The sequence below is a fragment of the Tamlana sp. I1 genome (genome assembly GCF_015355625.1).
Lineage (GTDB): Bacteria > Bacteroidota > Bacteroidia > Flavobacteriales > Flavobacteriaceae > Pseudotamlana.
Map to the genome: position 1 here is coordinate 163323 of NZ_JACLAF010000004.1, position 25776 is coordinate 189098.

Here is a 25776-nt window from a genome sequence, read left to right on the forward strand (position 1 = left end):
TTACTATCAAACAAAATTAGTGTTACTCTCACTTTTTGTGTCTGTATACTCTTGTAACCTTTCAAGGAGTCAAAAAATAACCAAACAAAATTATGATATCATTAAATCTGGATTTATCGAACCTACAGACGATAATACAATTTGGTGCTATTGGTACTGGATTAATGATGATATCTCTAAAGATGGTATAACCAAAGATTTAGAGGCCATGAAAGAGGCAGGTATTGGTGGTGCATTAATAGGGAATATCAATCCAGCACACAAAGATGGAAAAGTACCTATGCTTAGTGAAGTATGGTGGTCTCACATGGTACATGCGGTAGAAGAAGGAAAACGCATTGGTGTAGATATTGGGGTGTTTAATTGCCCGGGATGGAGCCAAAGTGGAGGGCCTTGGGTAGATTATACAAAAGCTATGCGTTACCTAGCGTATAGTGAAACGAAAGTTTCAGGAGGAAAATTACTTAACATAGCGTTGCCACAACCTAAAAAAGAATTTCAAGACACGCATACTTTTGCTTTTAAATCTTCAGCAATTGAAGAAAACAGTACACAATTTATTCCTACGAAAATAAGTGCCAATTGGGAGGATGTAAATGTTGCTATTTTAAATGATGGTAATAAAGAAGATAATACCAGTTTTGAACCTAAAAAAGGAGAAGTTTTAGAAATAAGTTTTCAACTTTCAGAACCCATTACAGCGCGTTCTATCACCATAATTCCAAGCAGGGCATTTAAATGTAATATGACTTTAATGGCCGTGGTAGATGGTGAAGAAAAAATTGTAAAAGAATTTCATTTTGACCGTTTTCGTATTACGCCAAATGTGGCATCTATTGAAACAGGTGATTTCGCAACGGTTTTGCCAGAAACTAAAGCCCGTAAATTTATTCTAAAATGTACCAATTTTAGAGATAAGAGAGGTGGATATGGTTTTGCTGAAATTAATATCTCTGAAGCACCTGTATTAGATAAATTCATTGAGAAACAACTGGGTAAAATGAATTCTACACCTGGTATTCAATGGGATTCGTACATCTATGGACAACAAGAGGCACTGAAAGATAAAAGTTTATGTGTTAATCCTGATGAGGTGATTGATATTAGTAATAAGCTTGATAAAAATGGAATGCTAAGCTGGGATGCACCTGTAGGTGAATGGGTCATCATGCGTATGGGAATGACGCCAACAGGTACAAAAAATGCACCAGCCGCACCACAAGGTGTTGGTTATGAAATAGATAAAATGAACAGTGAATTGGTGCAGTACCACTTTGATAAATTTGTGGGGGAACTTTTAAAGCGAATTCCAGAAGAAAGCAAGTCAGCGTTCAAATATGTGGTGGCGGATAGTTACGAACAAGGTTCTCAAAATTGGACGGATGGCTATGAAGTGAAATTTAAAGAAAAATACGGGTACGACCCTGTGCCATTTTTACCTGTGCTTTCAGGAAGAATTGTTGGTAGTGTAGAACAATCCGAACGCTTTTTGTGGGATTTACGTCGTTCTATTGCTGATGATGTGGCTTATGAATATGTTGGTGGATTAAGAAAAGCAAGTAATAAGCACAATCTTAAAACTTGGTTAGAAAATTATGGACACTGGGGGTTTCCAGGTGAGTTTATGATGTATGGAGGTCAGTCAGATTTAATTTCTGGAGAATTTTGGAATGAAGGTACATTGGGGAATATTGAATGTAAAGCGTCCTCTTCAACAGCACATACTTATGGGAAACCAGTAACTTCGGCAGAAGCATTTACATCTTCTAGAAGGGCGTATTTAAGACATCCAGCTATGCTGAAAAAGCGAGGAGACTGGGCATTAACAGAAGGTATAAATCATTTTGTGTTGCATTTATACATTCAACAACCAGATGATAATCGTAAACCGGGAATGAACGCTTGGTTTGGTACAGAATTCAATCGTCATAATACGTGGTTTAGTCAAGCAGATAGTTATTTTGACTATTTGCGTCGTTGTCAACATCTTTTACAGCAAGGTAAATATGTTGCCGATGTGTGTTATTATATAGGAGAGGATGCACCAGTAATGACAGGTGTTCGTAATCCAGAAATTCCAAAAGGCTACTCTTATGATTATATCAATGCAGAAGTTATTTTAAATAGATTGTCTGTAAAAGACGGACGATTTGTATTGCCAGATGGCATGTCTTATAAAGTGATGGTATTGCCACCTTTTAAAACCATGCGTCCAGAATTGTTAGCAAAAATTGAACAGTTAGTGCAACAAGGTGGAACTATTTTGGGACCAAAACCAGAAAAATCGCCAAGCTTAGAAAATTATCCAATGGCTGATACTCAAGTAAAGGAATTAGTCGATAAAATGTGGCATGGCGGTTACGCTAATGGTAGAATGAATGTGAATTATGGTGAAGGTAAAATTTGGGATGGTTACGAGCTATCGGAAGTGTTTTCAGATTTGAATTTAGTAAAAGATGTTGACGTTTCAGAAGATGCTCCGGTATTATGGATACACCGAAAAACTGAAGACATGGATATTTATTTCATCTCTAACCAAAGTGATGAAACTATAGAATTATCTCCTGTTTTTCGTGTGAATAAAAAGATGAAACCACAGTTATGGGATGCTGTGAGCGGTGAAATAAGGGCTTTGCCAGATTACGAAGTTACAGACACAGGCATAAAAGTGCCATTAAAAATGCTGGCCGCTCAAAGCTGGTTTGTCGTATTTACGAATGATGATATTAAAGCTGATGTTAAACCTACGTACTCTAAAAATTTTCCTGAATATAAAAAGTTAAAAACCATTGACACACCATACGAAGTCGATTTTGAAAATAAAGATATTGCCCCAAAAAGACCTGTAATATTTAATGAATTAATTGACTGGCGAAATTCTGATGATGAGCAAATACAATATTATTCAGGAACCGCCATTTATAAAACTAATTTCAAAATGGATGAGCTTCCTGAAAATATGGGTATTTATCTTAATTTGGGGGAAGTTTCGGTAATGGCAAAAGTAAAATTAAACGGAAAATATGTTGGTGGCGTTTGGATGGCGCCTTATCGTCTAAATATTTCTGAAGAACTTAAGAAAGGTAAAAATGAACTCGAAATTGAAGTCGTAAATCTATGGAGAAATCAACTGATAAAAGATAAGGAACGTCCTGAAGAGGAAAAATATACTTGGATAGTAATCGATAAAATTACGTCTGAAAGCAAAACACAACCCTCAGGTTTGTTAGGTCCTGTAATCATTGAAACCACTAAGTAATTTTATATATATAATCAGAATTATGAAAACAAAAATTAACAAGCAACAAAGTTTTTTACTTGTAATAACACTTTTAACATCACTGTGTTTTTCTCAAACGCCTAATTGGGATAAAGCCCAATGGATTTGGCAAGAAGAAGACGGACCATCTAACACATGGATGAGCTTCAGAAAAACCATCACAATTAATGAAATTCCAGAAATTGTTCAAGCTAATATTGCTGTTGATAGTAAATTTTGGCTATGGATAAATGGTCAAATAGTACTTTTTGAAGGTGGTTTATCAAGGGGGCCTAGTCAAGCAGGAGAATGGAATAGAAAAGAAAACATTACACCTACTAACTCTTGGTACGAAACAGTAGATATTCAGCCTTATTTAAAAACTGGAGAAAATACTATTGCTATTTTAGCATGGTATTGGGGGCGCGAAACCCATAAAGGAACCCATATAGACAGTGGTAAAGGTGGCCTGTTGTTTTCAGCTGAAATAGGAGAACACCATGTGGTTTCAGATAACTCTTGGAAAGCCATTCAACATCCTGGATATGATAACACTATTGAACCTGCAAGTAAGGCTTTAGTGCAATACCCTATAAAGTATAATGCACAAAACCCTTTAAATGATTGGTCAGAAAACGCTTGGTATACCTCAAAATTTAATGATGAAGAATGGCCTTCAGCTGTAGAAAAAGGAAAAGAAGGAGTAGCACCATGGTATGACTTAAAGAAAAACTTTGTTCCGAAATTATTAAATCATGGTTTGAAAAATTATGCCAATTACGATGCTCTGGAGTTGCCATTTACAAGTAAGGGGCAAACCATTTCGTGTAAATTACCATTCAATAAACAAATAACACCTTATTTGGAAATTGAAACAGAACGTGCAGGCGATACTATTTTTATAACTACAGACAATCGCTTAAATAAAATAACAGCAACCTATATTACCAAAAAAGGAAAACAAGCCTTCGAAGGCTTTTCTTTGATGAATGGGCATGAAATTCTATACACTATTCCTAAAGATATAAAAGTAAACGCTTTAAAATACCGATGGATGAGTGTTGGTGAAATGGCTGGAAGATTTGAGGTAGACGACCCTTTTTACGAGCGTTTGTGGTGGATGGGAAACAATACGCTTTTTGTTTGTGCCCGAGATAATTTTATGGATTGCCCAGATCGAGAAAGAGCCTTATGGATTGGTGATGTAGCCGACCAAGTAGGGTATTTGTTTTATTCAATGGATCATGCGGGACGTCAGTTACTAAAAAAAGCCATTTTACAAACTACGGCATTTAGCGAAAATGGGGTTATAGGTGCTCTCGGCCCCTTAAGAGTTAGGGAGTTGGTTGCACAGAGTTTACAGTTTATCGCACAAGGTATTTGGCCTTATTATTTGAATACAGGAGATCAAGAAACTTTAGAAAAAGCCTACCCTTTTGTATATGATTATTTGGCTTTGTTTCCAATGCAAGAAAACGGTTTGCCAGAATACCGTATAAGAAAAAGTCCAGATTCTTGGGATTGGGTAGATTGGGGCGTTAAAAATACAGCCGATAAAAAACCAATTCAAATGGCATTTTACTATTTAGCCATAAAGGAAGCGAAAAAAATGGCAGAAGTATTGGGTAAGAAAGAAGACGTAAAATGGTATGATGATAGAATGAAAACAATGAAACCTGCTTTTAATAAATTGTATTGGAAAGATGGTTTTTATAGTAGTGACCCTAAAAAGTTTAAAGACGATAGAGCGAATGCTATTGCTATAATTTCAGGAATAGCCAATCCAGAATATTACAATCAAATTGTAGATAATGTGTTAATTCCAAACCACTATTCCAGTCCGCACTTCGAGTGGATGGCTGAAGAGGCGTTATTTATAGTAGGACGTCCTGAAGCTTCACTTAAGCGCATGAAGGAACAATATCAAAGTCAGGTAGAAAAGGAAGGCATGACGACTTTATATGAAATGTTTCCAAATGGAGGAAGTTATAACCATGCATGGAATGGTTCGAATAAGATATTGTCTAAATACGTGGCTGGTGTAGCACCTACCAAAGTAGCATGGAGTGAGTATCAAATCATGCCCACACTATTGCACTTTAAGCATTTGAAGAAAACTATTCCAACAGTAATGGGAGAAATAAATATTGATATGAAAAAGACCGAAAACACCTATTCTCTAAAATTGGAATCTCCAGATAATGGTACTACGGTAGTTGTAGGTATACCGAAAGCAGGAAAGGAAATTAGTACAGTGGCTTTTAATGGTGTTGTGTTTTGGAAAAACGGGAAAAAGTTAGTTGAAAGTTCTGTAGTTGAAAATGAAAACTTTTTAAAATTTAGGCTTAAATCGAAAAATTGGCAAATTACGGCTACTTATAAATAACAATAGTACATTGTAAGGGTTGTTGTGAGAAGATTAAAGTTAAAAAAAGAAAAATATGCAAGCAATATTAGGAGTATTATTTCATTCAATAGGAGGTGTAGCCGCAGGCAGTTTTTATATGCCCTATAACAAAGTAAAAGGTTGGGCATGGGAAAGCTACTGGATGGTTGGTGGCGTTATGTCGTGGTTAATTGTACCGCTCATAGCAGCATATTTAACGGTGCCCAGTTTTGTAGATATTATTTCGACTAGTTCATCTACCATTTTGGGTGTTACCTTTTTAATGGGGTTACTCTGGGGTGTTGGTGGTTTGTCTTACGCTTTAGGTGTTCGATATTTAGGGATGTCTTTAGGTAATTCAGTAGTTCTAGGGTTTTGTGCTGCATTTGGAGCTATCGTGCCTTCAATTTACTACAATTTCAATCCCCAAGTAGGTAAAATATCTTTTACAGAAATGATATTTTCTAAAGGAGGACAAGTTGTGTTGTTAGGCGTTTTGGTATGTCTAATAGGTATTGCGGTTTGTGGAAGAGCTGGTATGCTTAAAGAGAGCGAACTATCTGATGAGGAGAAAAAGAAAAGTGTTGCAGAATTCAATCTTGTAAAAGGGTTAATAGTAGCTGTGCTTTCAGGTATTTTAAGTTCCTTTTTTTAGTTTTGGAATTGAAGCTGGAAAGCCATTGACTGATGCTGCAGTAGCCGCAGGTTATGATCATTTGTTTGCAAATAATGTGACGTTTGTGGTAATCCTATGCGGTGGTTTAGCCACTAATTTTATTTGGATTACCTATTTGAGTTTAAAAAATAAAGCTTATAAAGATTTTACCAATAAAGAAACTCCGATTTCTAAAAACATACTGTTTCTGCTTTAGCTGGAACCATATGGTTTTTACAATTTTTTTTTACGGCATGGGAGAAAGTAAATTGGGTAATAGTGCTAGTTACTGGATACTTCATATGTCAACCATAATTTTAACAGCCAACCTTTGGGGTATGTATAGAAAAGAAAGGCAGGGTGTTGCTAAAAAAACAAAATATACTATTGGAGCAGGAATAGCCATCATTTTATTATCAGTGGTTTTGGTAGGTATTGGTAATTCGGTCTAATACTATTCTTGTGTTCTACATAAATTAACGTCTTTAAATGCAACATGGGCAGTTACATCCCCTGTATCCCCTGTGCCATAAGCTCCATATCTTGTATAAACGCGTTCGGTAGTATGATTATGTGTAAAATAGGTTTCAGTATCTCCTATTTTTATTTTTGAAAATGCCGTGCCTGTAGCATCATATCCAGTTTCATAAGTAAAAGGATAATCTTGGTTGTAATTTAGGGTTATAAAGTTTTTAACATCTCTGCTGCCACCTGTATCTGTGGTATATGGATTAATGGTTACATGAGTTTCTAATTGTATTTTGTTATCGCTAGATTTTTTGGCGTAAAGTAAAAATTGAGCACTTCTGTTTGCTCTGCCTGCTTCTTCTCCTTTAATAATATCGCCGCCTGCATGGGACTGAATAATACAAGTATTTCCATCACTTAAATCTATAATTTTAAGGGTTCCAGTTAGAATTGTTTTTTTATTGGTGCCATGTAAAATCGTTTTAAAAAAACGTTCTACTCTAGTTCTAGTACCTTCATATCGTATTTCGCCACCAGTTATTTTGTAGCTACCCCAGATATTATCTAAATTTTGGTAGCCTCCAAAGGTATTATCTGTTCTACAATCTAGTGTGCCTTTATTGTTTGGGTTAGCAATATCATCACAAGTTTGTGATTGTGAAGCTGAAGGACCTAAGTTTGGGAAATCTGAAACCTCATCACAATCTTGAATAGTAGTAGAATTTGAGTTTTCCTGTTTTTGTTCTTGTTCTTCTACCACAGTCTTTTCTTTATCTGTTTCGTTTTCCGAATGAGTAGAGCATGAAAAGAAAAGCGCTAAGTATAAAATGAGTCCACTTTTAGGTATTATTTGAAGTAGGTTTTGCATTATAAAAACGTATTATTTTTTGTTAATTTCTTGGAAATTCTAGTTTTCCCTGTCCTGTTCTGTCTGGTGTTTTATTAATTGTTTCCTCAAAATAATGATGTCGTTACAAGGCTAGGAGATTTGGAAATAACAATTCAGAAACCTGATGAAGGTTTAGTTACTATAAAAGCCAATACATCAATAAAAATGAAAGCTATGAAAGGGAAAAGAATCTTTCATTAGGGTGCCAGGCGGAGAGGACCATTATCCATTTCAAATTTATATTGAAGAACAAAATGGAGTGGAAATCAGTATTTTAGTGGGGTGGCTATTTCTATTAAAAGGCATTATCAAACTTGATCAGATAATGCCTTATTAGATGTCATGAATAGTACCATTTCTTATTTGAAATTATCAAAATAAAAGCTTCATTCTTCATTTCTACTTCATTTAAAGAAATAAATAATTATTTTCTTTTACATTAATATCAAACCAAAACGGGTATAAGTTTAAAGGTTAGTACTCTGAAATCAAATTTATTCCGGAACTTTATTTACGACCTTATTAACGCCGTCCCATAAAATTTCAGCTTCGCCACCATGACAACGATAGGCGCCAAAGCGAATTTTAGCTTGAATGCCGCGCTCTGGGCTAGGAACATTCCAGTTATAATCGGTACCTCCAATACGTACATTCACATAATGTGTTCTATTAGATCCAGAGCCTGTAAACCCTGTTTGCATTCTAAAAAATTTCCTAGTATTAGCAGGGATATTGGTAAGGAAAACCAATTGTCTGCCATTAACACCAGATCCACCTCTCTCCGTAATTTCTTCTCGGTATAAATCATAAGATACTTGAGTACTTCCCGAAAATCTCGGTTTAGCTACTATCAGGCAGATAGCAGGGTCGGCAGAACCTCCACCACCAGTATGCTTTCCTTTAGCTTGAGCTATATAGGTTCCCGATTTATCTCTCATATCATCACGGTCATAAGAATCACTTAAATGTCCAGCTCTATTTATAGTTACATAACCGGAAAACCGCACGTAACTACCATTTCCTAAATCTCCTGAATTAATTGCCGGTGTGGCACGTTCCATTCGTGGTTGTAAATCATCAATATGGTTGGTGCCGGCTGCAATTTTATAAACACCAAAAGTTTTATTATTATACGTTGTTTGTGAATAATCTGCAAAGCAAGTTCTGTCATCAATTTTTGAGCTAACAGTCTGGTTTACATCGTAGCCATCACTATATTCATATTCCCTTGTAGGGTTTTTATATTGGTCATCACATTTGGAGGTATTCGTGACTTTAGCAGATAAATTATTAGCATCTTCAGGAGTTGATGTTGTGGACGTCTCAAAATCCATAGAATCATCTTGTGGTGTAGAGCAAGAAATTGCGGCACCTACAAAGCAAATTAAACTTAGTTTGGCTAAGCTTCCTTTTAATAGTTTGTTTTTCATTTTAGTTAAATTTTATTGGTAAAAAATATGTAGTTGGTAATAAAAGATATAAATTTTTGTGAATTTCTCACTTGGTGCTGTTTTTTCTATCCTGTTCTATCCTGTATATCTCTTTATTGATTTTTTTAATAATAAAAAATATAGTACGGAAAACAGGAGCTAAAAATCTTATTGTAAACAGTTATTTTAGTCGGTAATATCAGTTTTATCTCACTTATTGCAGGGCAGAGCAGGATAAGGTTTTATACGAAAAAAAATAAATTCGGAGGGTTGTTTCAGTTTGTGATGCAACAAATCAACTTAAACTAAACCATTCAATTTTATTTTATACATGGAGAATACAAACTGGATACTCCAATTATTGGGGCGCTTACACCCTTTATTAGTGCATTTCCCTATTGGCTTATTGGTCGTAGCACTATTTCTTGAAATTTTAACCATTAGAGGAAAAAAACAAGGTTTACGAGACGGCATTAAATGGATGGTGTACTTAGGTGCGCTATTTGCAGGGTTCTCGGCATTATTCGGTTGGTTATTACGTACTCAAGAGGATTATAGTGGCGATTTGGTCGATTATCATCAATATACAGGAATCGCTACTGCGGTTTTGGCGATTGGTACCGCCTTGATGTTGCGAAATACCTTGAATAAACAACAGATAGACTTGCGGCTTTACAGAGGGATGCTAACGATAACCGTAATCGTATTAACTATTGCAGGACATTTAGGAGCGAATTTAACGCACGGAGAAGATTATCTAATCGCTGTTTTACCTTGGAATAAAGAGCCTTACCAAGATGTGAAATCAGATTTACTACTTTCTGAATTACAAAAATCGAAAACCATTACAGAATCACAGCAAGACCGATTAAACTTAGAAGTTAGAGCCATATTTGCCCATAAATGTTACCAGTGCCATAGCGAGAATAAGCAAAAAGGCGCATTAATTTTAGAAACGAAAGCTGGCGTTTTTAAAGGAGGTGAATCGGGAGCCTCTATAGTACCTGGAAAACCCCAGGAAAGCGAATTATATAGAAGAATTACTCTGCCTGCCGGACATAAAGAGGTCATGCCTACCAAAGGAAAGTTATTAACCGAGAGCGAAATTACACTGGTTAAAATGTGGATACAGGAAGGAGCGCATTGGTCCGACCAAGCTGTAAAAGTGTTTCCGGAGGCCGAATTGGCTCTTCAAAAACCAGAATTGCCTCAGGCTGACCATATAGAACATCCCATAGATAAACTAATAGACAACTATTTTAAAGAACATAATTTAAACTGGCCAGAGGATGTAGATGATAGAACTTTTATTAAACGAGCTTATATGGATGTTATAGGCTTACTTCCTGAACCAAAATCTATTCAGAAATTTAAAGAAGATACAAATCCTAATAAAAGGGAAGCATTAATAGATACCTTATTAAATGATCATACAAACTATACGCAGCATTGGCTAAGTTTTTGGAATGATTTGTTACGAAACGATTACTACAGTGTAGGAGGTAAAGCGCCCATTACACATTGGTTGTATACTTCATTAATGAATAATAAATCATATGATCAAATTGTAACAGAGTTAGTAAATCCCGTAAAAGGTTCGGAAGGTTTTATTAAAGGGGTTAAATGGCGTGGTGTGGTTAATGCCAGTCAAAGGACTGAAATGCAAGCAGCTCAAAATATTGGACAGTCGCTTATGGGGGTTAATGTTAAATGTGCGTCGTGTCACAATAGTTTTGTGAGTAACTTAACCTTAGAACAGGCCTATGGTTTTGCAACTGTTTTTTCAGATACTATACTTGAATTAAATAGATGTGATAAACCCATAGGGAAAATGGCGAAGCCCAATTTTTTATATCCAGAACTCGGGAGTGTAGAGGGCAAAACGGTTAGTGATAGGTTACTAAAACTTGCTGAGGTTATGGTTCAACGCGATAACGGAAGGTTATATCGCACCATAAGCAATAGATTTTGGGACCGATTAATGGGACGTGGTATTGTTGAGCCTTTAGATGAAATGGATAACGCGCCTTGGGACGCCCAAGTATTGGATTGGTTAGCTGCAGATTTTGTGGATTCGGGTTCCGACTTAAAACATTTAATTAGGCGTATTATGACTTCTAAAGTCTACCAGTTGCCAATGGTTAATTATAAAAAAGCAGAGGATTTAAAAACAAAGTATGTTTTTAAAGGTCCTGTAACTCGCCGATTAAGTGCTGAACAATTTTCGGATGCGGTAAGCCAAATTATAGCACCACTTTATCCGCAAGTTGCATTTAATCCTAATGGTGATGATATTAAAGCGATTCGAATTTGGCATTTAGAAGAAGAGTTAGGGCGCGTAGTACTACCTGAACCTGGAAAGCGCTATTTCAGAAAATCGTTTCATGTGACTAATGAAGCTATAGATAAAGGAGAAATTTTAATATCGGTAGATAACTCATTTGTGCTTTACATTAATGGTAAAAAATTAAAGGAAAATGAAAATTGGAAAACGGTAGATAAAATTGACATAACAGAAAATTTAAAACCAGGAAAAAATACTATTGCCATTATTGGCGGCAATACTGGTGAAATTGCTAATCCCGCAGGAATATTATTTGCTTTAAAATTAGATTATAAATCGGGTAAATCTGAATTGATAAAATCGGATACGTCGTGGTTAAGCTCACGAGAACTACCACAGGGAAATTGGGTTGCTGTTAATTATGATGATAGCTCATGGAAAAAAGTAAGAAATTATAGTACGGGAAATTTTAAAAATTGGGGACAGCTCCTTGATTTTACATTTAAGCCACACAGCGAAAAATATGCTCGTGCTAGTTTAGTAAAACAACACCCGTTTATGAAAGCTCTGGGGCGACCTAGTAGAGAAATTGTTACCACTTCTAGAGAAGATCAAGCCACATTACTTCAAGCCTTGGAACTTACAAATGGCGTCTTTTTTAATGAGATTTTAGATGAAGGTGCTCAGGCATGGCTAAAAAAATATAAGGACGACTCAAATGTAATCGTGCATAACTTGTATAATAAAGCACTTGGTAGGCAACCTTCTAAACTAGAAAAAACGGCAATGCTTGAAGTTTTAGGTTCTGAACCCAAAAAAGAAGAACTCCAAGATGCATTTTGGGCAGTTTTGATGTCGCCAGAATTTCAGTTCATTAATTAAAAAGCTTATAAAACATGGATAAATATAGTTCACGTAGAGATTTTCTAAAAAAAATGAGCGCTGCAAGTTTATCAGCAGCCGCAACCACCATTCCTGGTTTTAGCTTTTTAAGTTCTTGTTCGCCCGAAGTTCAAAAAAGGGTATCATCCGCAGACACCGTGATATTACTGTGGATGGCTGGTGGTATGGCACATACCGAAACCTTCGACCCCAAAGCTTATGTACCGTTTGAAAAGGGCGTAGAAAGCAAGCGTGTATTAAGTACCTTTCCTAAAAAACCAACTATTGTTGATGATTTATACTTTTCTGAAGGTTTAGAATCTATAGGTAGTGTTATGGATAAAGGTGCCATAATTCGTTCTTATAAATCGGCAGATTTAGGCCATATATTACACACCCGCCATCAATACCATTGGCACACCTGCTACGAACCACCACAATCTGTACAAGCACCTCATATTGGAGCTTGGATAGCTAAAGAATTGGGGCCTGCAAATCCAGTAATTCCACCATTTATTGCCATGGGACAACGTTTTACTATGGGGGAGTCGGAAGAATTAAAAGCTTTTCATTCTGCAGGGTTTTTAGGTACTGAATTTGGTCCGTTTTTAATTCCAGATCCATCTAGCGGTCTTGAAAGTGTACGACCTCCAAAAGGAATGTCTTTAAAACGTTTTGAGGCACGCTATAAATTGTACAAAGAGCTTGCTAATAAAAGTGAGGTGATGCAGCAGGCTAGTGATTATCAACGTGAGTCTTTAATGCGTTCTATGGAGCAATCATACCGTTTGTTGAATTCGCCAGAAGCTAAAGTTTTCGACCTTTCTAAAGAACCAAAAGAAGTTTACGATACTTACAATACAGGCCGTTTCGGTTTAGGGTGTTTATTGGCAAAACGATTGGCTATGAATGGCGGACGCTTTATTAGTGTTTCTACCGAATATGAACCATTTTTAGGTTGGGATACCCATGAAAACGGACACACCAGACTTAAAAAAATGAAAGCGCTTATTGATAGGCCTGTGGCGCAATTAATTAAAGATTTAGATGAAAGTGGACACCTAGATAGAACTTTGGTCATTCTAGCCAGTGAGTTTAGTCGTGATGCCATCATGGAAGGAAGGCCTGGTAAAAAAGTGAAAAACCAAGTGAACCAGCCCGATGTTATCGAACATGAAAAGCATTATGGTATGCATCGTCATTTTACCGATGGTAGCTCTATCCTCATATGGGGTGGTGGCGTAAAGAAAGGATTGGTTTATGGCAAAACGGCCGATGAACGTCCTTGTTCCTCTATTGAAAACCCTGTAGTTATAGATCAAGTCCATCAGTCTATTTATCATGCTTTGGGTATTCCTCCAGAAACCCATTATGAAATAGAAAGTAGACCCTTTTATACAACTCCAGATGGCAAAGGGAAGCCCATATTGGATTTGTTTGGAAATCCCATGACTTCAAAAAAAGCATAATTTAATATCATGAAGCGAAGAACATTCATTAACAACATATCAAAAGCCTCATTAGGTGTGGTAGCTGTACCTCATTTTAATATTCTAAAGTCGAAACCTAAAATGTATGATACGATTATTGGGCATGGCGATTTTAAGTATAAAGTACATAAATCGTGGGGCGATCTAGATAGAACCGTAACCCCCGTAAAAAACTGTCATGAAATGGTTATGGATTCAAAAGGACGACTTATCATGGTTGGGGATGATGTTCATAATAATGTTTTGATTTATGATAAATCGGGAAAGTTATTGGATTCTTGGGGTATTCGTTATAAGGGAGGACACGGTCTTTCGGTTTGGAACGATGGCTCCGATGATTTTCTTTTTATTTGTGATACCAAGGGGAGTGTGATAAAAACGACCACAGACGGTAGGGAGTTGATGTTAATTGGTCATCCATCAGAATATGGCGCCTATGAAAAGGATGCCGTTTTTAAGCCTACAGAATCTGCTGTAGGACCTAATGGCGATATTTATATTGCAGATGGTTATGGCTCAAACTATATATTGCAATTTACAAAAGATGGCGAGTTTATAAGGAAGATTGGTGAAGGCAGAGGCACTGGAGAAAATCAATTTCAAACCGCACATGGGGTTTGTATTGATTACAGGGGTAAAGGCGATCCAACATTATTAATTACCTCTAGAGCTGCCAATTGTTTTAAACGCTTCACTTTAGATGGTAAATTTATTGAGCAAATTAATTTACCTGGGGCGTTTGTTTGTCGCCCAGTGATTCATAATAAAAACTTGTATTCTGGGGTGTGTTGGTCTTCAGAAATAGATTATGTTGAAGGTGATAAGAATACACACCCGTATAATATAAACCCCAAATCTGGTTTTGTCACTATTTTAGATGAAAAAGGAAAAGTCATCTCAAACCCTGGAGGTACCCAACCAAAATATAGAAATGGGAAATTGCAACGCATGGTCCAAGAGCAACCCATTTTTAATCATTGCCACGATGTTTGTGTGGATGATGACGAAAATCTGTATGTATGCCAATGGAACGCGAACAAAGCGTATCCAATTAAGTTAGAGCGGGTTTGATATAGTTACTTTTGGGACGCTTGTTTTTAGTGCTTCTTTTTTGTCAATGGACATATTTAAAATGCCTTTGCAGTCTAACCATGGTAAAACAGGATAGGAATAGAAAGGGATAATTTTAAATTTAAAAAATTTAAAATTTAATTTAAAATGGCCAAAAAAATACCTTTTTCTATTTTAGCATTACTCATTTCAACCATAGTAATTGCGCAAGATTATCCTTTTAATTTGCCATCAAATATGGATGCTACTATAAATATAACTTCTTCTTCAAAAGAAGTTTATAACAATTTATTACTCGGTACAAATACGCATCATTTTTCTACCACTACAGAGAAAAATTTAATAAATAAATTAAAACCTATAACCATAAGGTTTCCTCATGGTTTATGGGCTAATTGGTACGATTGGCGTCGAGATGTTACTAGACTTTTTGGAACAGAAAGTTTTGAGTATGAACAAGGTGAAGATAAAACCATTAGAACAAAAACAGTTGATAAGTTAGCTAATATAAAAATATTTGATACCCATAATATTAAGGTTGGTATAGAAGGTCTTACAAGTTTAAACGCTACTAGAAAATCAAATACGGGTAAGGGATTTGATATGATGTGGACGTTTAACATGAGTGCCGATGGTACCGATTTTAATAATGGATGTCCAGAAACCATTGCAAGGTACGATGATTTGATAGCTAGAGGCTTTGAAGTTAAAGCTGTTGAAATGGGTAACGAGTGTTTTTATCCTGGACAAAGAAGTTCTATTATTCCTAATACTGAAGATTATATTGCTAGAGCAAAAGCCATGTCGGCTGCACTTAAAGCCAAAGATCCTAATATTAAAGTATCTGTACCATTGTTGCGAAGAGATAATTGGGCTAACCCGAATTGGAATGCCGATTTAACTCAAGACCTAAGCTATTTTGATGCTGTTACCGTGCATACTTACGTGGGCTCAGATCCTGATGATGCTTCCAATAGTGATGACGCCTACGGAACGGCACTAACAGCTCGTAAACACTTGGGGAATTCTATTTTCGATTATGCGCATCAAGTGGCACCTAATAAACCTATCTGGTTAACAGAATGGGGGGTGAAATCGGGAGGTCCTAATGCGGTTTCTGCTTTGGGTATGGTAGATTGCTATATTTTTATGAGTGAAAACCAAGATGTTTTTGAGCGTGCTAATTGGTTTAGTGTTAATGGGGTGTTAAATTCGCACTACGTTTGGGAAACCTATATTTCTCCTAGTGGTGTTGAGCGCCCTAGAATTAAATACCCACTAGAAAAAACAGTATTTGGTTCGGCTTATGAAATTATACGATTGGCTCTTGAAAACACCACAATGATTGAAAGTGATATCCAGGTCTCAAATCTAGTAGAAGGTGTAAAAGCTGTTAATGCTAGGGTGGTTACTAAAGAGGGTAAAACCTCTGTTTTTGTGGTTAACCTTAGTAATCTAGAGGTGCCTTTTAAAGTAAATATAGACGGTGCTGCTTATTCAGGTTCCACAGTTCATAAAGCGATGTCGTTTAATAGTATGAACGAAGAACGCGCCATTGGCGTTGATGTAGATCCGTTAACTTTAGTTAGTCAAGGAAGTGGAAGTATTACGTTACCTAAATTCTCCATAAACATTATTGAATTATCAGAAGCTTCTTTATCTACTTCAGAAATTATAAAACAAGCAGAGGTTAGGGTATATCCAAACCCTAATCAGGGTACTTTTAATATTAAATTAAATTCTGGAGAAGTAGCCCAATACAGAATTTTTTCTTTGAATGGTGTCGAAATACAAAGCGGGAATATCGTCTCGAATAAAGAGATTCAATTAGCTAAAAAGCAAGCTGGTATGTATTTGTTGCAAGTAGAAGGAAGTCATGGTACTACAACGCATAAAATAGTAATTCATTAAACACTTATTTTTAAGAACAATTCTTGAAAACACATTATAAAATGAAAAAATATAAACTTTTATTTTCCCTTTTACTAGTAGCCGTTTTTTGTTTCTCTTGTAAGGAGGAACAAACCTTACAGGCATCATTAGATTTTGGCCAGGTTTTACTTAATGCCAAAAGTAACCCAACGGCCATTGAAAGTGAAACACCACTTTTTTCGTGGACTGTAGATGCCGAAGGATTTAATAAATCGCAGTCAGCATATCACATTTTAGTAGCGTCTACTTCAGATAAACTAAACGAATCGGATGCCGATATTTGGAATTCACAAAAAATTGAAAGTAACAAATCCACTTTTGTAAAGTTTGAAGGCAAATCCTTAGAAGCTTTAAAAACCTATTATTGGCAGGTTAAAATTTGGGATGAAAGTGGCAGTGTGTCTGGGTGGTCTGATGTTCAAAAGTTTCAAATGGGACTTATGGATGAATCTAACTGGGGGGCATCAAAATGGATTACACTTCAAACGGATAATCGAACGTCTCCGTATCGTTTTAGAGATTACAAAACCGGTAATATGAAACAAGGGAAGCCGGTAACAGGATTTGCTGCTAGTTATTTTAGAAATAAAATCAACCTTAATAAGGAAATCGATAATGCCCAAGTTTATATTTGTGGTTTAGGCTATTACGAATTGTTTTTAAACGGTGAAAAAGTAGGCGACCATGTATTAGACCCTGCACCATCAAATTATGATAAGCAAGCGTATTATGTAAATTATGACATTACAGAACAGTTGAATTCTGGTGAAAATGCCTTCGGAATTTTATTAGGAAACGGATTTTACGGACAAAATATTTCTTGGAATCGAGATCCAGAATCTAATAAATCAGGTGTGTCTTACGGCCCACCAACCGTACGTTGTTTGGTAAAATTAAACTATAAAGATGGTTCGTCGTCAGATTTCTATACTGATGAAACATGGAAAGAATCAACAGGACCTATTGTTTTTAATAATATTTATGGCGGGGATACTTATGATGCTCGATTTGAATTAGGTAATTGGACTAGTGTTGATTATAATGATAGTTCTTGGGGGCAAGCCAAAGAAGCTACTCCAAATGTCAATAAAATTAGTGCACAACAAATTCCTGCTATCAAAAAGTTAAAGGAATTTGAACCTCAAAATGTATTTAAAGGTGCCGATGATGAGTGGATTGTCGATTTCGGACAAAATATAGCCGGTTGGGTAAAATTAAATGTTAAAGAACAAGAAGGTCAACTTATTGAAGTCATTACTACTGAAGCATTACTAACCAACGGCAAAGATATTTTTCAAGGTTCTACAGGAGGTGGTGCCAATGGAATGGCACAAATTTATCAGTACATCTGCAAAGGAGATGGTCTTGAATCTTGGGAACCAAAATTTAGTTATCACGGATTTAGGTATGCTAAGATCAAAGGCATTTCTACAAAACCAGATGCCGATATGATTAAGGCGGTTTTGGTCGCTACCGATATTCAGGAAACGGGTAGCTTTGAGTGTTCTGATGATTTATTCAACAAGATGCATAGTATTAGTAAATGGACTATTGTTGATAATGTTCATGGTATTCCAGAAGATTGCCCTCATCGCGAAAAATGTGGCTGGTTAGGCGATGCCCACGCTTTTTGTGAGTACGCTTTATATAATTACGATATGTACGATTTCTATAAAAAATATATGGAAGATATCCGTACACAAATGCGTCCTACCAAGGGGCATAATAATCCAGAGCTAAAATTTCAAGTACCTACCATGATTGCGCCAGGAAAACGTACTTCCACCTATGCTAAAATTGATTGGGGAGTAGCCACCATGTATTTACCTTGGTACAACTATTTATATTACGGCGATGATGCGATTGTAAAGGAGTACTACCCCGAAATGAAAGATTTAACCAACTTTTACCTCAATTTTAAAGGTGAAAATGGCATCATGCAAGATGGTATGGGCGATTGGTGTCCGCCACGTTGGGATAGAAGAAAGAACCCAAGCGCTATGGAATGCGATCCAATTATTTCAGCGAACGCTTACTTCTATGATGTTTTAGGCATTATGGAAACCTTCGCAAAAATGAATAACGATTCGGCGTATCAATCAAAAATGACATCAGAAAAAGAAGCCTTAAAAGCAGCCTTTAATAAAGCCTTTTTAGTTGAAATTCCAAATACGGATTATAAGTGGTACCAAAGTCAAACGGCAACGGTTCAAGCCTTACAATTCGGTATGGTTCCCGATGAAGATATCGAAAATGTCGTTAATGGTTTGGCTTATGATATTGTTGAAGTTAAAAGCGGTCATCATTCCACAGGAATTCATGGTAACCGTTACATTTATACTGTGTTGTCTAAATATGGAAAAGCAGATTTAGCTTACCAGATTTTAACGACACCAGAATTTCCTAGTCAAACTTATGTGATGAATTCAGGGTTTACCACATGGCCAGAACGCCAATTTGAATGGGAAACCATGGAAGGTCCAACCAATTCTTTAAACCATCCCATGCACAGTGGGTTTGCGGCTTACTTTTTCGAATCTTTGGGAGGCATTAAATCAAGCACAAAGGAAGCGGGGTACAAGCAGTTTATTGTGAATCCAGAATTTCCAAGTCATATAACCCAAACCAAAGTTAGTGTGCCAACACCTTACGGAGACATTAAAAACCATTGGACTTTTGAAGAAGGTAAATTATCAATGACCTTAGAAATACCTTTTAATACTAAAGCTAATTTGGTTTTAAATCAACCGGAACTAGAATCTTTAATAATCAATGGTACGGCGTTTAATGATTTTCAAGAAGATGATAAATACGGAACCTTAAAGGGTACAAACGTCATTTTAGGTTCTGGTAAGTATAAAATTCTATATACAAAAGATGAAAAATAAAATACTAATTACAGGCCTACTTTCGATAGGATTAATTATAAATTCTTTTTCTCAAACTTGTGATGGTACATTGCCTTTTGAAGAACAAAATGGTATTTTGACCATAGAGATGGAATCTGGAGTAATTAATGATAGTAGATGGAAGATTGGAACAGAAAATGAAACGATAAATGGACAGCTAAGAGTTACTAATTACTTGTATTGGACGGGGGCAGAATCCTTCAGTAACCTTTCTAACGCACCAATTGTTTATAAAATAAAAATTAATAACCCCGGAACCTACAGATTTGCATGGCGCATGCGTGTAGGCATGGGTACAAGTAAAGGGGAGCATAATGATGCTTGGCTAAAAATAGATGGTGAAGACTTTTATGGTATAAAAGATGGGAATAAGGTTTACCCTAAACCATATTGTAACTCTGATGCTTCGTTAACTTGTGCGGCAGGTTCGTCTACCCAAAATTTTATAAAAGCCTTTGGTAACAGATTAGATTGGGGCTTTGTAACAAATACCAACGACCATGTTGCGCATCGCGTATTTGTAACCTTTAATGAAGCCAAGGAATATACCATTACAGTGGATGCAAGATCGACTTATTTATTTATAGATAGAATGGTTCTTAGAAGAAGCGACGTTTCAGATAGCGTGGCTTTTGATTTGGCAAACAGCGAATCGTCGTGTTATAATGTGTTATCCTTAGATAATGATAATCGTTTTGATAGGATTAAGTTGTATCCTAATCCCACAAAAGGACTAGTAAGTATGAAAAATATGCCTATTAATTCTAAGCTTAGGCTATCCAATATTCAAGGTGCTACCATTCGTGAAATTGAGGTGACCACTTCTAGTGAATCTCTGGATATAAGTGATTTGTCTGGAGGTATTTATTTTATATCATGTACTGATAATCAAAGTGCTTTTGTTAAAAAAATAGTCAAATTATAAAATACAATTAATAAAAAATTAAAGTGCCTTTTTGCTTTGTTCTAAACTATTATATTCAGAAATCTAATGAAAATATATCATTCAAAATTCATCAAAATATTTGGTTGTACTTTTACTCTTATGGTTTTAGCCTGCAATTCAAAACCAGAAAAAAAGCAAGCAGTACCTTCAAAAGAAATAGCTAAAGCACACACAGGAAGTTGGGGAGACCAAGGTGATGGCACATACGTAAATCCCATTTTAAATGCCGATTATCCAGATTCAGATATCGAGCAAGTGGGCGATACCTATTATATGATTACATCCAAACAACACATGTCGCCAGGGATGCCCATTTTAGAGTCTAAAGACATGGTAAACTGGACAAATGTAGGTCATGTATTTGAAAGTTTGTCTTGGGCACCAGAGTATAATTGGGATCGAATGAACGGCTATTCCTTTGGTACTTGGGCGGGAGATTTAGCTTATCACGAAGGTACATGGTACTGCTATCAAATAGATTATCAGCATGGTTTAATGGTGGCTACTGCTAAAGATATTAAAGGGCCATGGAGTAAACCTATTATGATGCTTCCAAAGTCGGAAGTGTTAGACGATCCAGCAGTGTTTTGGGATGAAGACACCCATAAGGCCTATGTAATTATTAACACCGCAGGGAAACAAAAGGAATCCAGTAACACTATTGAAGGGAACGAAAATAGAATTTACGAAATGAGCTGGGACGGTACCAAAATTCTCGATGAAGGTAAATTGGTATATACAGGCATGGGAGCCGAAGCCGCTAAAATTTATAAAATTGATGGCACCTGGTATATCTTTTTAGCGCAATGGACTATGGGTGATATGTCGACCAAACCAGGGGTTAAAAATCCTAAAAATGATAGAAAACAAATTGTACTGCGATCAAAAGAAAGTATTTATGGGCCTTATGAGGTAAAAACCGTATTAGAAAAAGGTACCGTTTTTAATAACCGCAGTGCAAGTCAAGGCGGTTTAATGCAAGCTCCAGATAAATCTTGGTGGTATATGCATCAACTCATTCAAAATGATGATATCCCTTTTCAAGGTCGCCCACAATGTTTAGAACCTGTAACCTGGGTAGACGGTTGGCCTATAATTGGTGTAGACGAAGATAACGATGGTATTGGCGAACCTGTAAAACAATATAAAAAACCAATTGATGGTTACCCCGTTACAGCACCAAGTTCAGACGACGATTTTTCTTCAACTAAATTGGGCTTTCAATGGGAGTGGAATCACAACCCTAGAAATTCACATTGGTCACTTACCGAACGTCCAGGATGGTTGCGATTAAAAGCAAGTAAAGTATTGCCAAACGAGAAAGGCTACGGACCAAACATTAATGAGTGGACTAATAACGATGGCTCCGATTCCGACTTTTGGAGAGCCAATAATACGGTAAGTCAGCGTATCATGGGCATCACAACAGGAACTGCCGTGGCTAAGTTTGATGTGTCTGGAATGAAACCACACCAATTAGCTGGTTTTGTTCGTTATGGTGGGGTATTTAATTTATTAGGTGTTGAGGTTGATGGACTAGGAAAAAAACATCTGTTTTACATGGATCCTATGGCCAAAAAAACGTTAGGCCCCGAAATTACAGGAAACGAATTGTATGTGCGTACATCAAACAATAGCAACCAAGCCACCTATGAATATAGCTTTGATGGCGAAAATTTTAAGCGTTTCGGACCTACATTCACCATTGCTTTTGGAAAATGGACAGGTGACCGCTTAGGATTCTTTTCATGGAACGAAAAAGAAGATGCAGGCTATATTGATGTGGATTGGTTTACCTACGATTATGATGGTCCTAAAGGGGCTAAGTAAATTTAAGAAATATGATTAAGAAGTTTTTTTTAGTTTTTTTAGTTTTTGCTTTTTTTAGTTGTAAAAGCAAAGAAACCATAGTGGATACTCCAAAAAAAAAGCCGAATGTTTTATTCATTTTGGTTGACGATTTAGGATATCATGATTTGGGTATCACTGGAAGTAATTTTTACGAAACACCTCATGTAGATAAACTTGCTGTTGAAGGCGTTATGTTTACCAATGGATATGCTGCTAGCAGGGTGTGTAGTCCTTCTCGAGCAAGTATTATGACAGGGAAATTTACGGCGAGACATGGCATAACCGATTGGATTGGTGCCAAAGCAGGAACCGATTGGCGTTTAAGAAACAGACATGATAAGTTGCTGCCTGCCAATTATGTGATGCAGCTGCCACAAGAAGATATTACCATAGCTGAAGCTTTTAAAAATGAAGGGTATAAAACCTTCTTTGCAGGGAAATGGCATTTAGGCGATAAGGGCTCTTATCCAGAAGATCATGGTTTCGATATTAACAAAGGAGGCTTTCATCGTGGAGGGCCATCGGGTGGTTTTTTTGCACCATTTGGCAATCCTAAATTAAAGAATAAACAAAAGGGAGAAAATCTTACCATGCGTTTGGCAAATGAAACAGCCGATTTTATAACCCAGCATAAGGATTCATCGTTTTTCGCTTTTCTGTCCTTTTATGCCGTACATGCTCCTATTCAAACCACCCAAGCAAAATGGGCTAAGTATAGAACAAAGGCAGATAGTATAGGACTCGCTAAAACGGGCTATACCATGGAACGTATCTTACCAATTCGAACCGTTCAAGATAACCCCGTTTACGCTGGTTTGGTAGAAACCATGGACGATGCTGTGGGCGTTGTTTTAAAAGCTTTAAAGGATAACGGCTTAGAAGATCATACCATAGTTGTTTTTACTTCCGACAACGGCGGTGTGGCTTCTGGCGATAATTACGCTACCAGTAACTTACCACTAAGAGGGGGTAAGGGTTACCAATGGGAAGGTGGTATTAAAGAGCCGTTCTTTATTAAAGTGCCCTGGCTAAAAAATAGTATAAAAACATCCGAAGTACCAGTGGTAAGTACCGATTTGTATCCTACACTATTGGATCTTTCAAATTTGCCTTTAATTCCTGAACAACATATGGATGGCATAAGCTTAAAACCATTGCTGGAAGGTAAAAAAATAGATGAGAAAAGGTCCTTGTATTGGCACTACCCGCATTATGGAAATCAAGGTGGCGAGCCTTCATCTATTATTCAAAAAGAAGGGTGGAAACTAATTCATTATTGGGAAGATGGAAGAGAGGAACTTTTTAAACTCCCCTCGGAAGAAAGCGATAATCAAAATGTGATTTCTCAACATACAGAGACTGCCAAAAAATTAAGTAAGGAACTAATGATGTGGCTAGAAGAAGTAAATGCGCTTAGACCAGTTGCAGATACGGAATTCGATGCGGCTAAGCGAGAAAAATATTTGCTAAACATTAAAAATCAAAAACTCCCGAATTTAGAAAAACAGCGATTGGAAGTATTGTCTCCAGATTTTAAACCAAATGAAGATTGGTGGGGAAGTCAGCTAACAGCTGATTAACGAGGCTTATATAATTAATTTTATCAACAAGGTAATATGAAAATAAATTTTCAAAAAATTGACCACGTACAAATATGTATTCCAATTGGGGAAGAAGAAAAAGGCCGTGCATTTTATTGTGATATTTTAGGTTTAAAAGAAATAAAGAGACCTGAATCTATAAAGCATATAGGAGGATTCTGGTTGGAAATGGCCAATATTAACTTGCATATAGGAACTGAAAAAATGGAGGGCAAATCTAAAAGACACCCCGCATTTGAAGTTAAAAATATAAACGAAGTGAAGTCATATCTTATTAATAAAGGTGTTAAAGTTAAAGAGGATGCGGAAATACCAGGAATTAGCAGGTTTTCATTTTATGATTTCTGGGATAACCGTATTGAGTTAATTGAAAAATTATTTTAGATAATGGTAGTGTGGCATCAGGGGCATTTGTATGTTCCTAGAATTTTAAATTTAAAAGGTTTGTAGGCGTCTCCATATTAGAACTGCAATATGCAATCGCCCTATTTTAAAAAAATAATAGAGCAGCAGAACGATGCGCATTTAAATGAGCATAATTTGGGGTATTTGTATAAAACCATGATAGAAGCTAAATCTTCAGCTAAATATATCTATCAGAATTCTAAAACGTATACATCTAAACTAGAGTATCCAGATAATCCCTTTGGTAAACAGCTAAAAATGACAGCACAGTTTATAAATTCTAATTTAGACACAAGTGTTTATTATGCTTCAATGGGAGGCTATGACACGCATGCTGGTCAAGTGAACAAACAAAATAAGCTGCTTAAAATGTATAGTGAATCTATGGAAGTTTTTGTGAAAGATTTAGAGCAGAATGACACTTTTAAAGATACTTTAATTTTAACTTTTTCTGAATTTGGAAGACGTGTTAAGGAGAATACCGCATTAGGAACAGATCATGGTGCCGCAAATAATGTGTTTCTCATTGGTAAAAATTTAAAAACTCCAGGTTTTTATTATGAAGCTCCTAATTTGATGCGTTTAGATAAAAATGGTGATATTACCTATACGGTAGATTTTAGATCTATTTATGCATCCATACTAGATTCTTGGCTTAAGGCAGATGCTTCTGCAATTTTAAAAGCTCCTGTAGGTAAATTGGGCATACTGTAATTGTGGTTTTTTTAATAATATAGAAAGCTGAATTCTATCGTTTTTAAATTTATAATTCCTTTTTAATATTACGCACTCCAACTATTTAATCAGCTTTAAAAATTAAATAGGCTTAAAGTATGCTTGAAAACTTCAGGTGCCAAAAAAAAAATCAACTTTTATAGAGTATAACTAAGCAGTAAGTCATAAAATTTATCTACTTGAACCATAAGTAGTTTTCTTAAATCTTTTAGCATGTATAGCAACAGGTGTTAGAAAAGTTAAGGGAGAGTCTTATTCAATACTTCTAAGTGCTATAATTTTTTATATCTATAAAATGACAATATAGCAGAGTGCAAGTTAATCAATCCCAATAATCCACTTCGTTTTACAGTATAATCAATCATTTTTAGGTTGTCGTGTTGGTAAAATGGTTTTTATACGATTTAACTCATATATCTTTTAATTTATACCTGTTATTTTTAGGTAAATATTATGGAAGACTAAGCTTTTATGTCATTATTTTATAATAATAAATAGCTTATAAATATAGCCGAAAATTGAGGTAGTTTTGTAGTAATTTTAATTTTTTTTCTAGCGTATGAGCGTAAGCTTAATCAAGGTT

General features: G+C 36.1%; 16 protein-coding genes. 14 read left to right on the forward strand and 2 right to left on the reverse strand.

The window, feature by feature from the left end; genetic code table 11:
- Positions 1-19: 19 nt before the first annotated feature.
- The 4 genes from H6X70_RS04845 (at position 20) to H6X70_RS17000 (ending at position 6752) form a co-directional block, all read left to right on the forward strand.
- Entirely contained in the window at positions 20-3259 is a 3240-nt protein-coding gene (locus tag H6X70_RS04845) for a glycosyl hydrolase (protein WP_317171448.1), read from the forward strand.
- A gap of 22 nt (positions 3260-3281) precedes the next feature.
- Complete coding sequence (locus tag H6X70_RS04850) at positions 3282-5645, forward strand: alpha-L-rhamnosidase C-terminal domain-containing protein (RefSeq protein ID WP_194766542.1); 2364 nt, start codon at positions 3282-3284, stop codon at positions 5643-5645.
- 55 nt (positions 5646-5700) lie between these two features.
- Complete coding sequence (locus tag H6X70_RS16995) at positions 5701-6300, forward strand: L-rhamnose/proton symporter RhaT (RefSeq protein WP_317171449.1); 600 nt, start codon at positions 5701-5703, stop codon at positions 6298-6300.
- A gap of 227 nt (positions 6301-6527) precedes the next feature.
- Entirely contained in the window at positions 6528-6752 is a 225-nt protein-coding gene (locus tag H6X70_RS17000) for an L-rhamnose/proton symporter RhaT (RefSeq protein ID WP_317171450.1), read from the forward strand.
- 2 nt (positions 6753-6754) lie between these two features.
- Here the strand turns inward: H6X70_RS17000 and H6X70_RS04860 are convergent, their stop codons facing one another.
- Positions 6755-7636 (reverse strand): hypothetical protein, encoded by an 882-nt coding sequence (locus H6X70_RS04860; RefSeq protein ID WP_194766543.1) that lies wholly within the window; start codon positions 7634-7636, stop codon positions 6755-6757.
- A gap of 515 nt (positions 7637-8151) precedes the next feature.
- A complete protein-coding gene (locus tag H6X70_RS04865) occupies positions 8152-9087 on the reverse strand; it encodes a hypothetical protein (RefSeq protein ID WP_194766544.1) in 936 nt (311 codons plus the stop codon).
- A 331-nt stretch (positions 9088-9418) separates the two neighbouring features.
- Between H6X70_RS04865 and H6X70_RS04870 the strand changes: the two genes are divergently transcribed.
- From H6X70_RS04870 to H6X70_RS04915, 10 genes are all read left to right on the forward strand, one after another.
- Positions 9419-12253, forward strand: a complete 2835-nt coding sequence (locus tag H6X70_RS04870) for a DUF1549 domain-containing protein (protein ID WP_194766545.1) — start codon at positions 9419-9421, stop codon at positions 12251-12253.
- A gap of 14 nt (positions 12254-12267) precedes the next feature.
- Entirely contained in the window at positions 12268-13722 is a 1455-nt protein-coding gene (locus H6X70_RS04875; protein ID WP_194766546.1) for a DUF1501 domain-containing protein, read from the forward strand.
- A gap of 9 nt (positions 13723-13731) precedes the next feature.
- Positions 13732-14814, forward strand: a complete 1083-nt coding sequence (locus H6X70_RS04880) for a 6-bladed beta-propeller (RefSeq protein WP_194766547.1) — start codon at positions 13732-13734, stop codon at positions 14812-14814.
- Positions 14815-14961: 147 nt separating this feature from the next.
- The gene (locus H6X70_RS04885; protein WP_194766548.1) at positions 14962-16725 is read left to right on the forward strand and encodes a T9SS type A sorting domain-containing protein; all 1764 of its coding nucleotides are present in this window, start codon (positions 14962-14964) and stop codon (positions 16723-16725) included.
- A 41-nt stretch (positions 16726-16766) separates the two neighbouring features.
- Positions 16767-19634: an alpha-L-rhamnosidase gene (locus tag H6X70_RS04890; RefSeq protein ID WP_194766549.1), complete on the forward strand. Its 2868-nt coding sequence runs from the start codon at positions 16767-16769 to the stop codon at positions 19632-19634.
- Positions 19624-20580: a T9SS type A sorting domain-containing protein gene (locus H6X70_RS04895; protein ID WP_194766550.1), complete on the forward strand. Its 957-nt coding sequence runs from the start codon at positions 19624-19626 to the stop codon at positions 20578-20580. Before H6X70_RS04890 ends, H6X70_RS04895 begins: the two co-directional genes overlap by 11 nt.
- 66 nt (positions 20581-20646) lie before the next feature.
- Positions 20647-22431 (forward strand): glycoside hydrolase 43 family protein, encoded by a 1785-nt coding sequence (locus H6X70_RS04900; RefSeq protein WP_228530267.1) that lies wholly within the window; start codon positions 20647-20649, stop codon positions 22429-22431.
- Between the two features lie 11 nt (positions 22432-22442).
- Entirely contained in the window at positions 22443-24032 is a 1590-nt protein-coding gene (locus tag H6X70_RS04905) for a sulfatase (protein ID WP_194766551.1), read from the forward strand.
- 36 nt (positions 24033-24068) lie between these two features.
- Positions 24069-24437: a VOC family protein gene (locus tag H6X70_RS04910; protein WP_194766552.1), complete on the forward strand. Its 369-nt coding sequence runs from the start codon at positions 24069-24071 to the stop codon at positions 24435-24437.
- 90 nt (positions 24438-24527) lie between these two features.
- On the forward strand, positions 24528-25172 hold the full coding sequence (locus H6X70_RS04915; RefSeq protein ID WP_194766553.1) for a DUF1501 domain-containing protein: 645 nt from the start codon (positions 24528-24530) through the stop codon (positions 25170-25172).
- Positions 25173-25776: the final 604 nt, after the last annotated feature.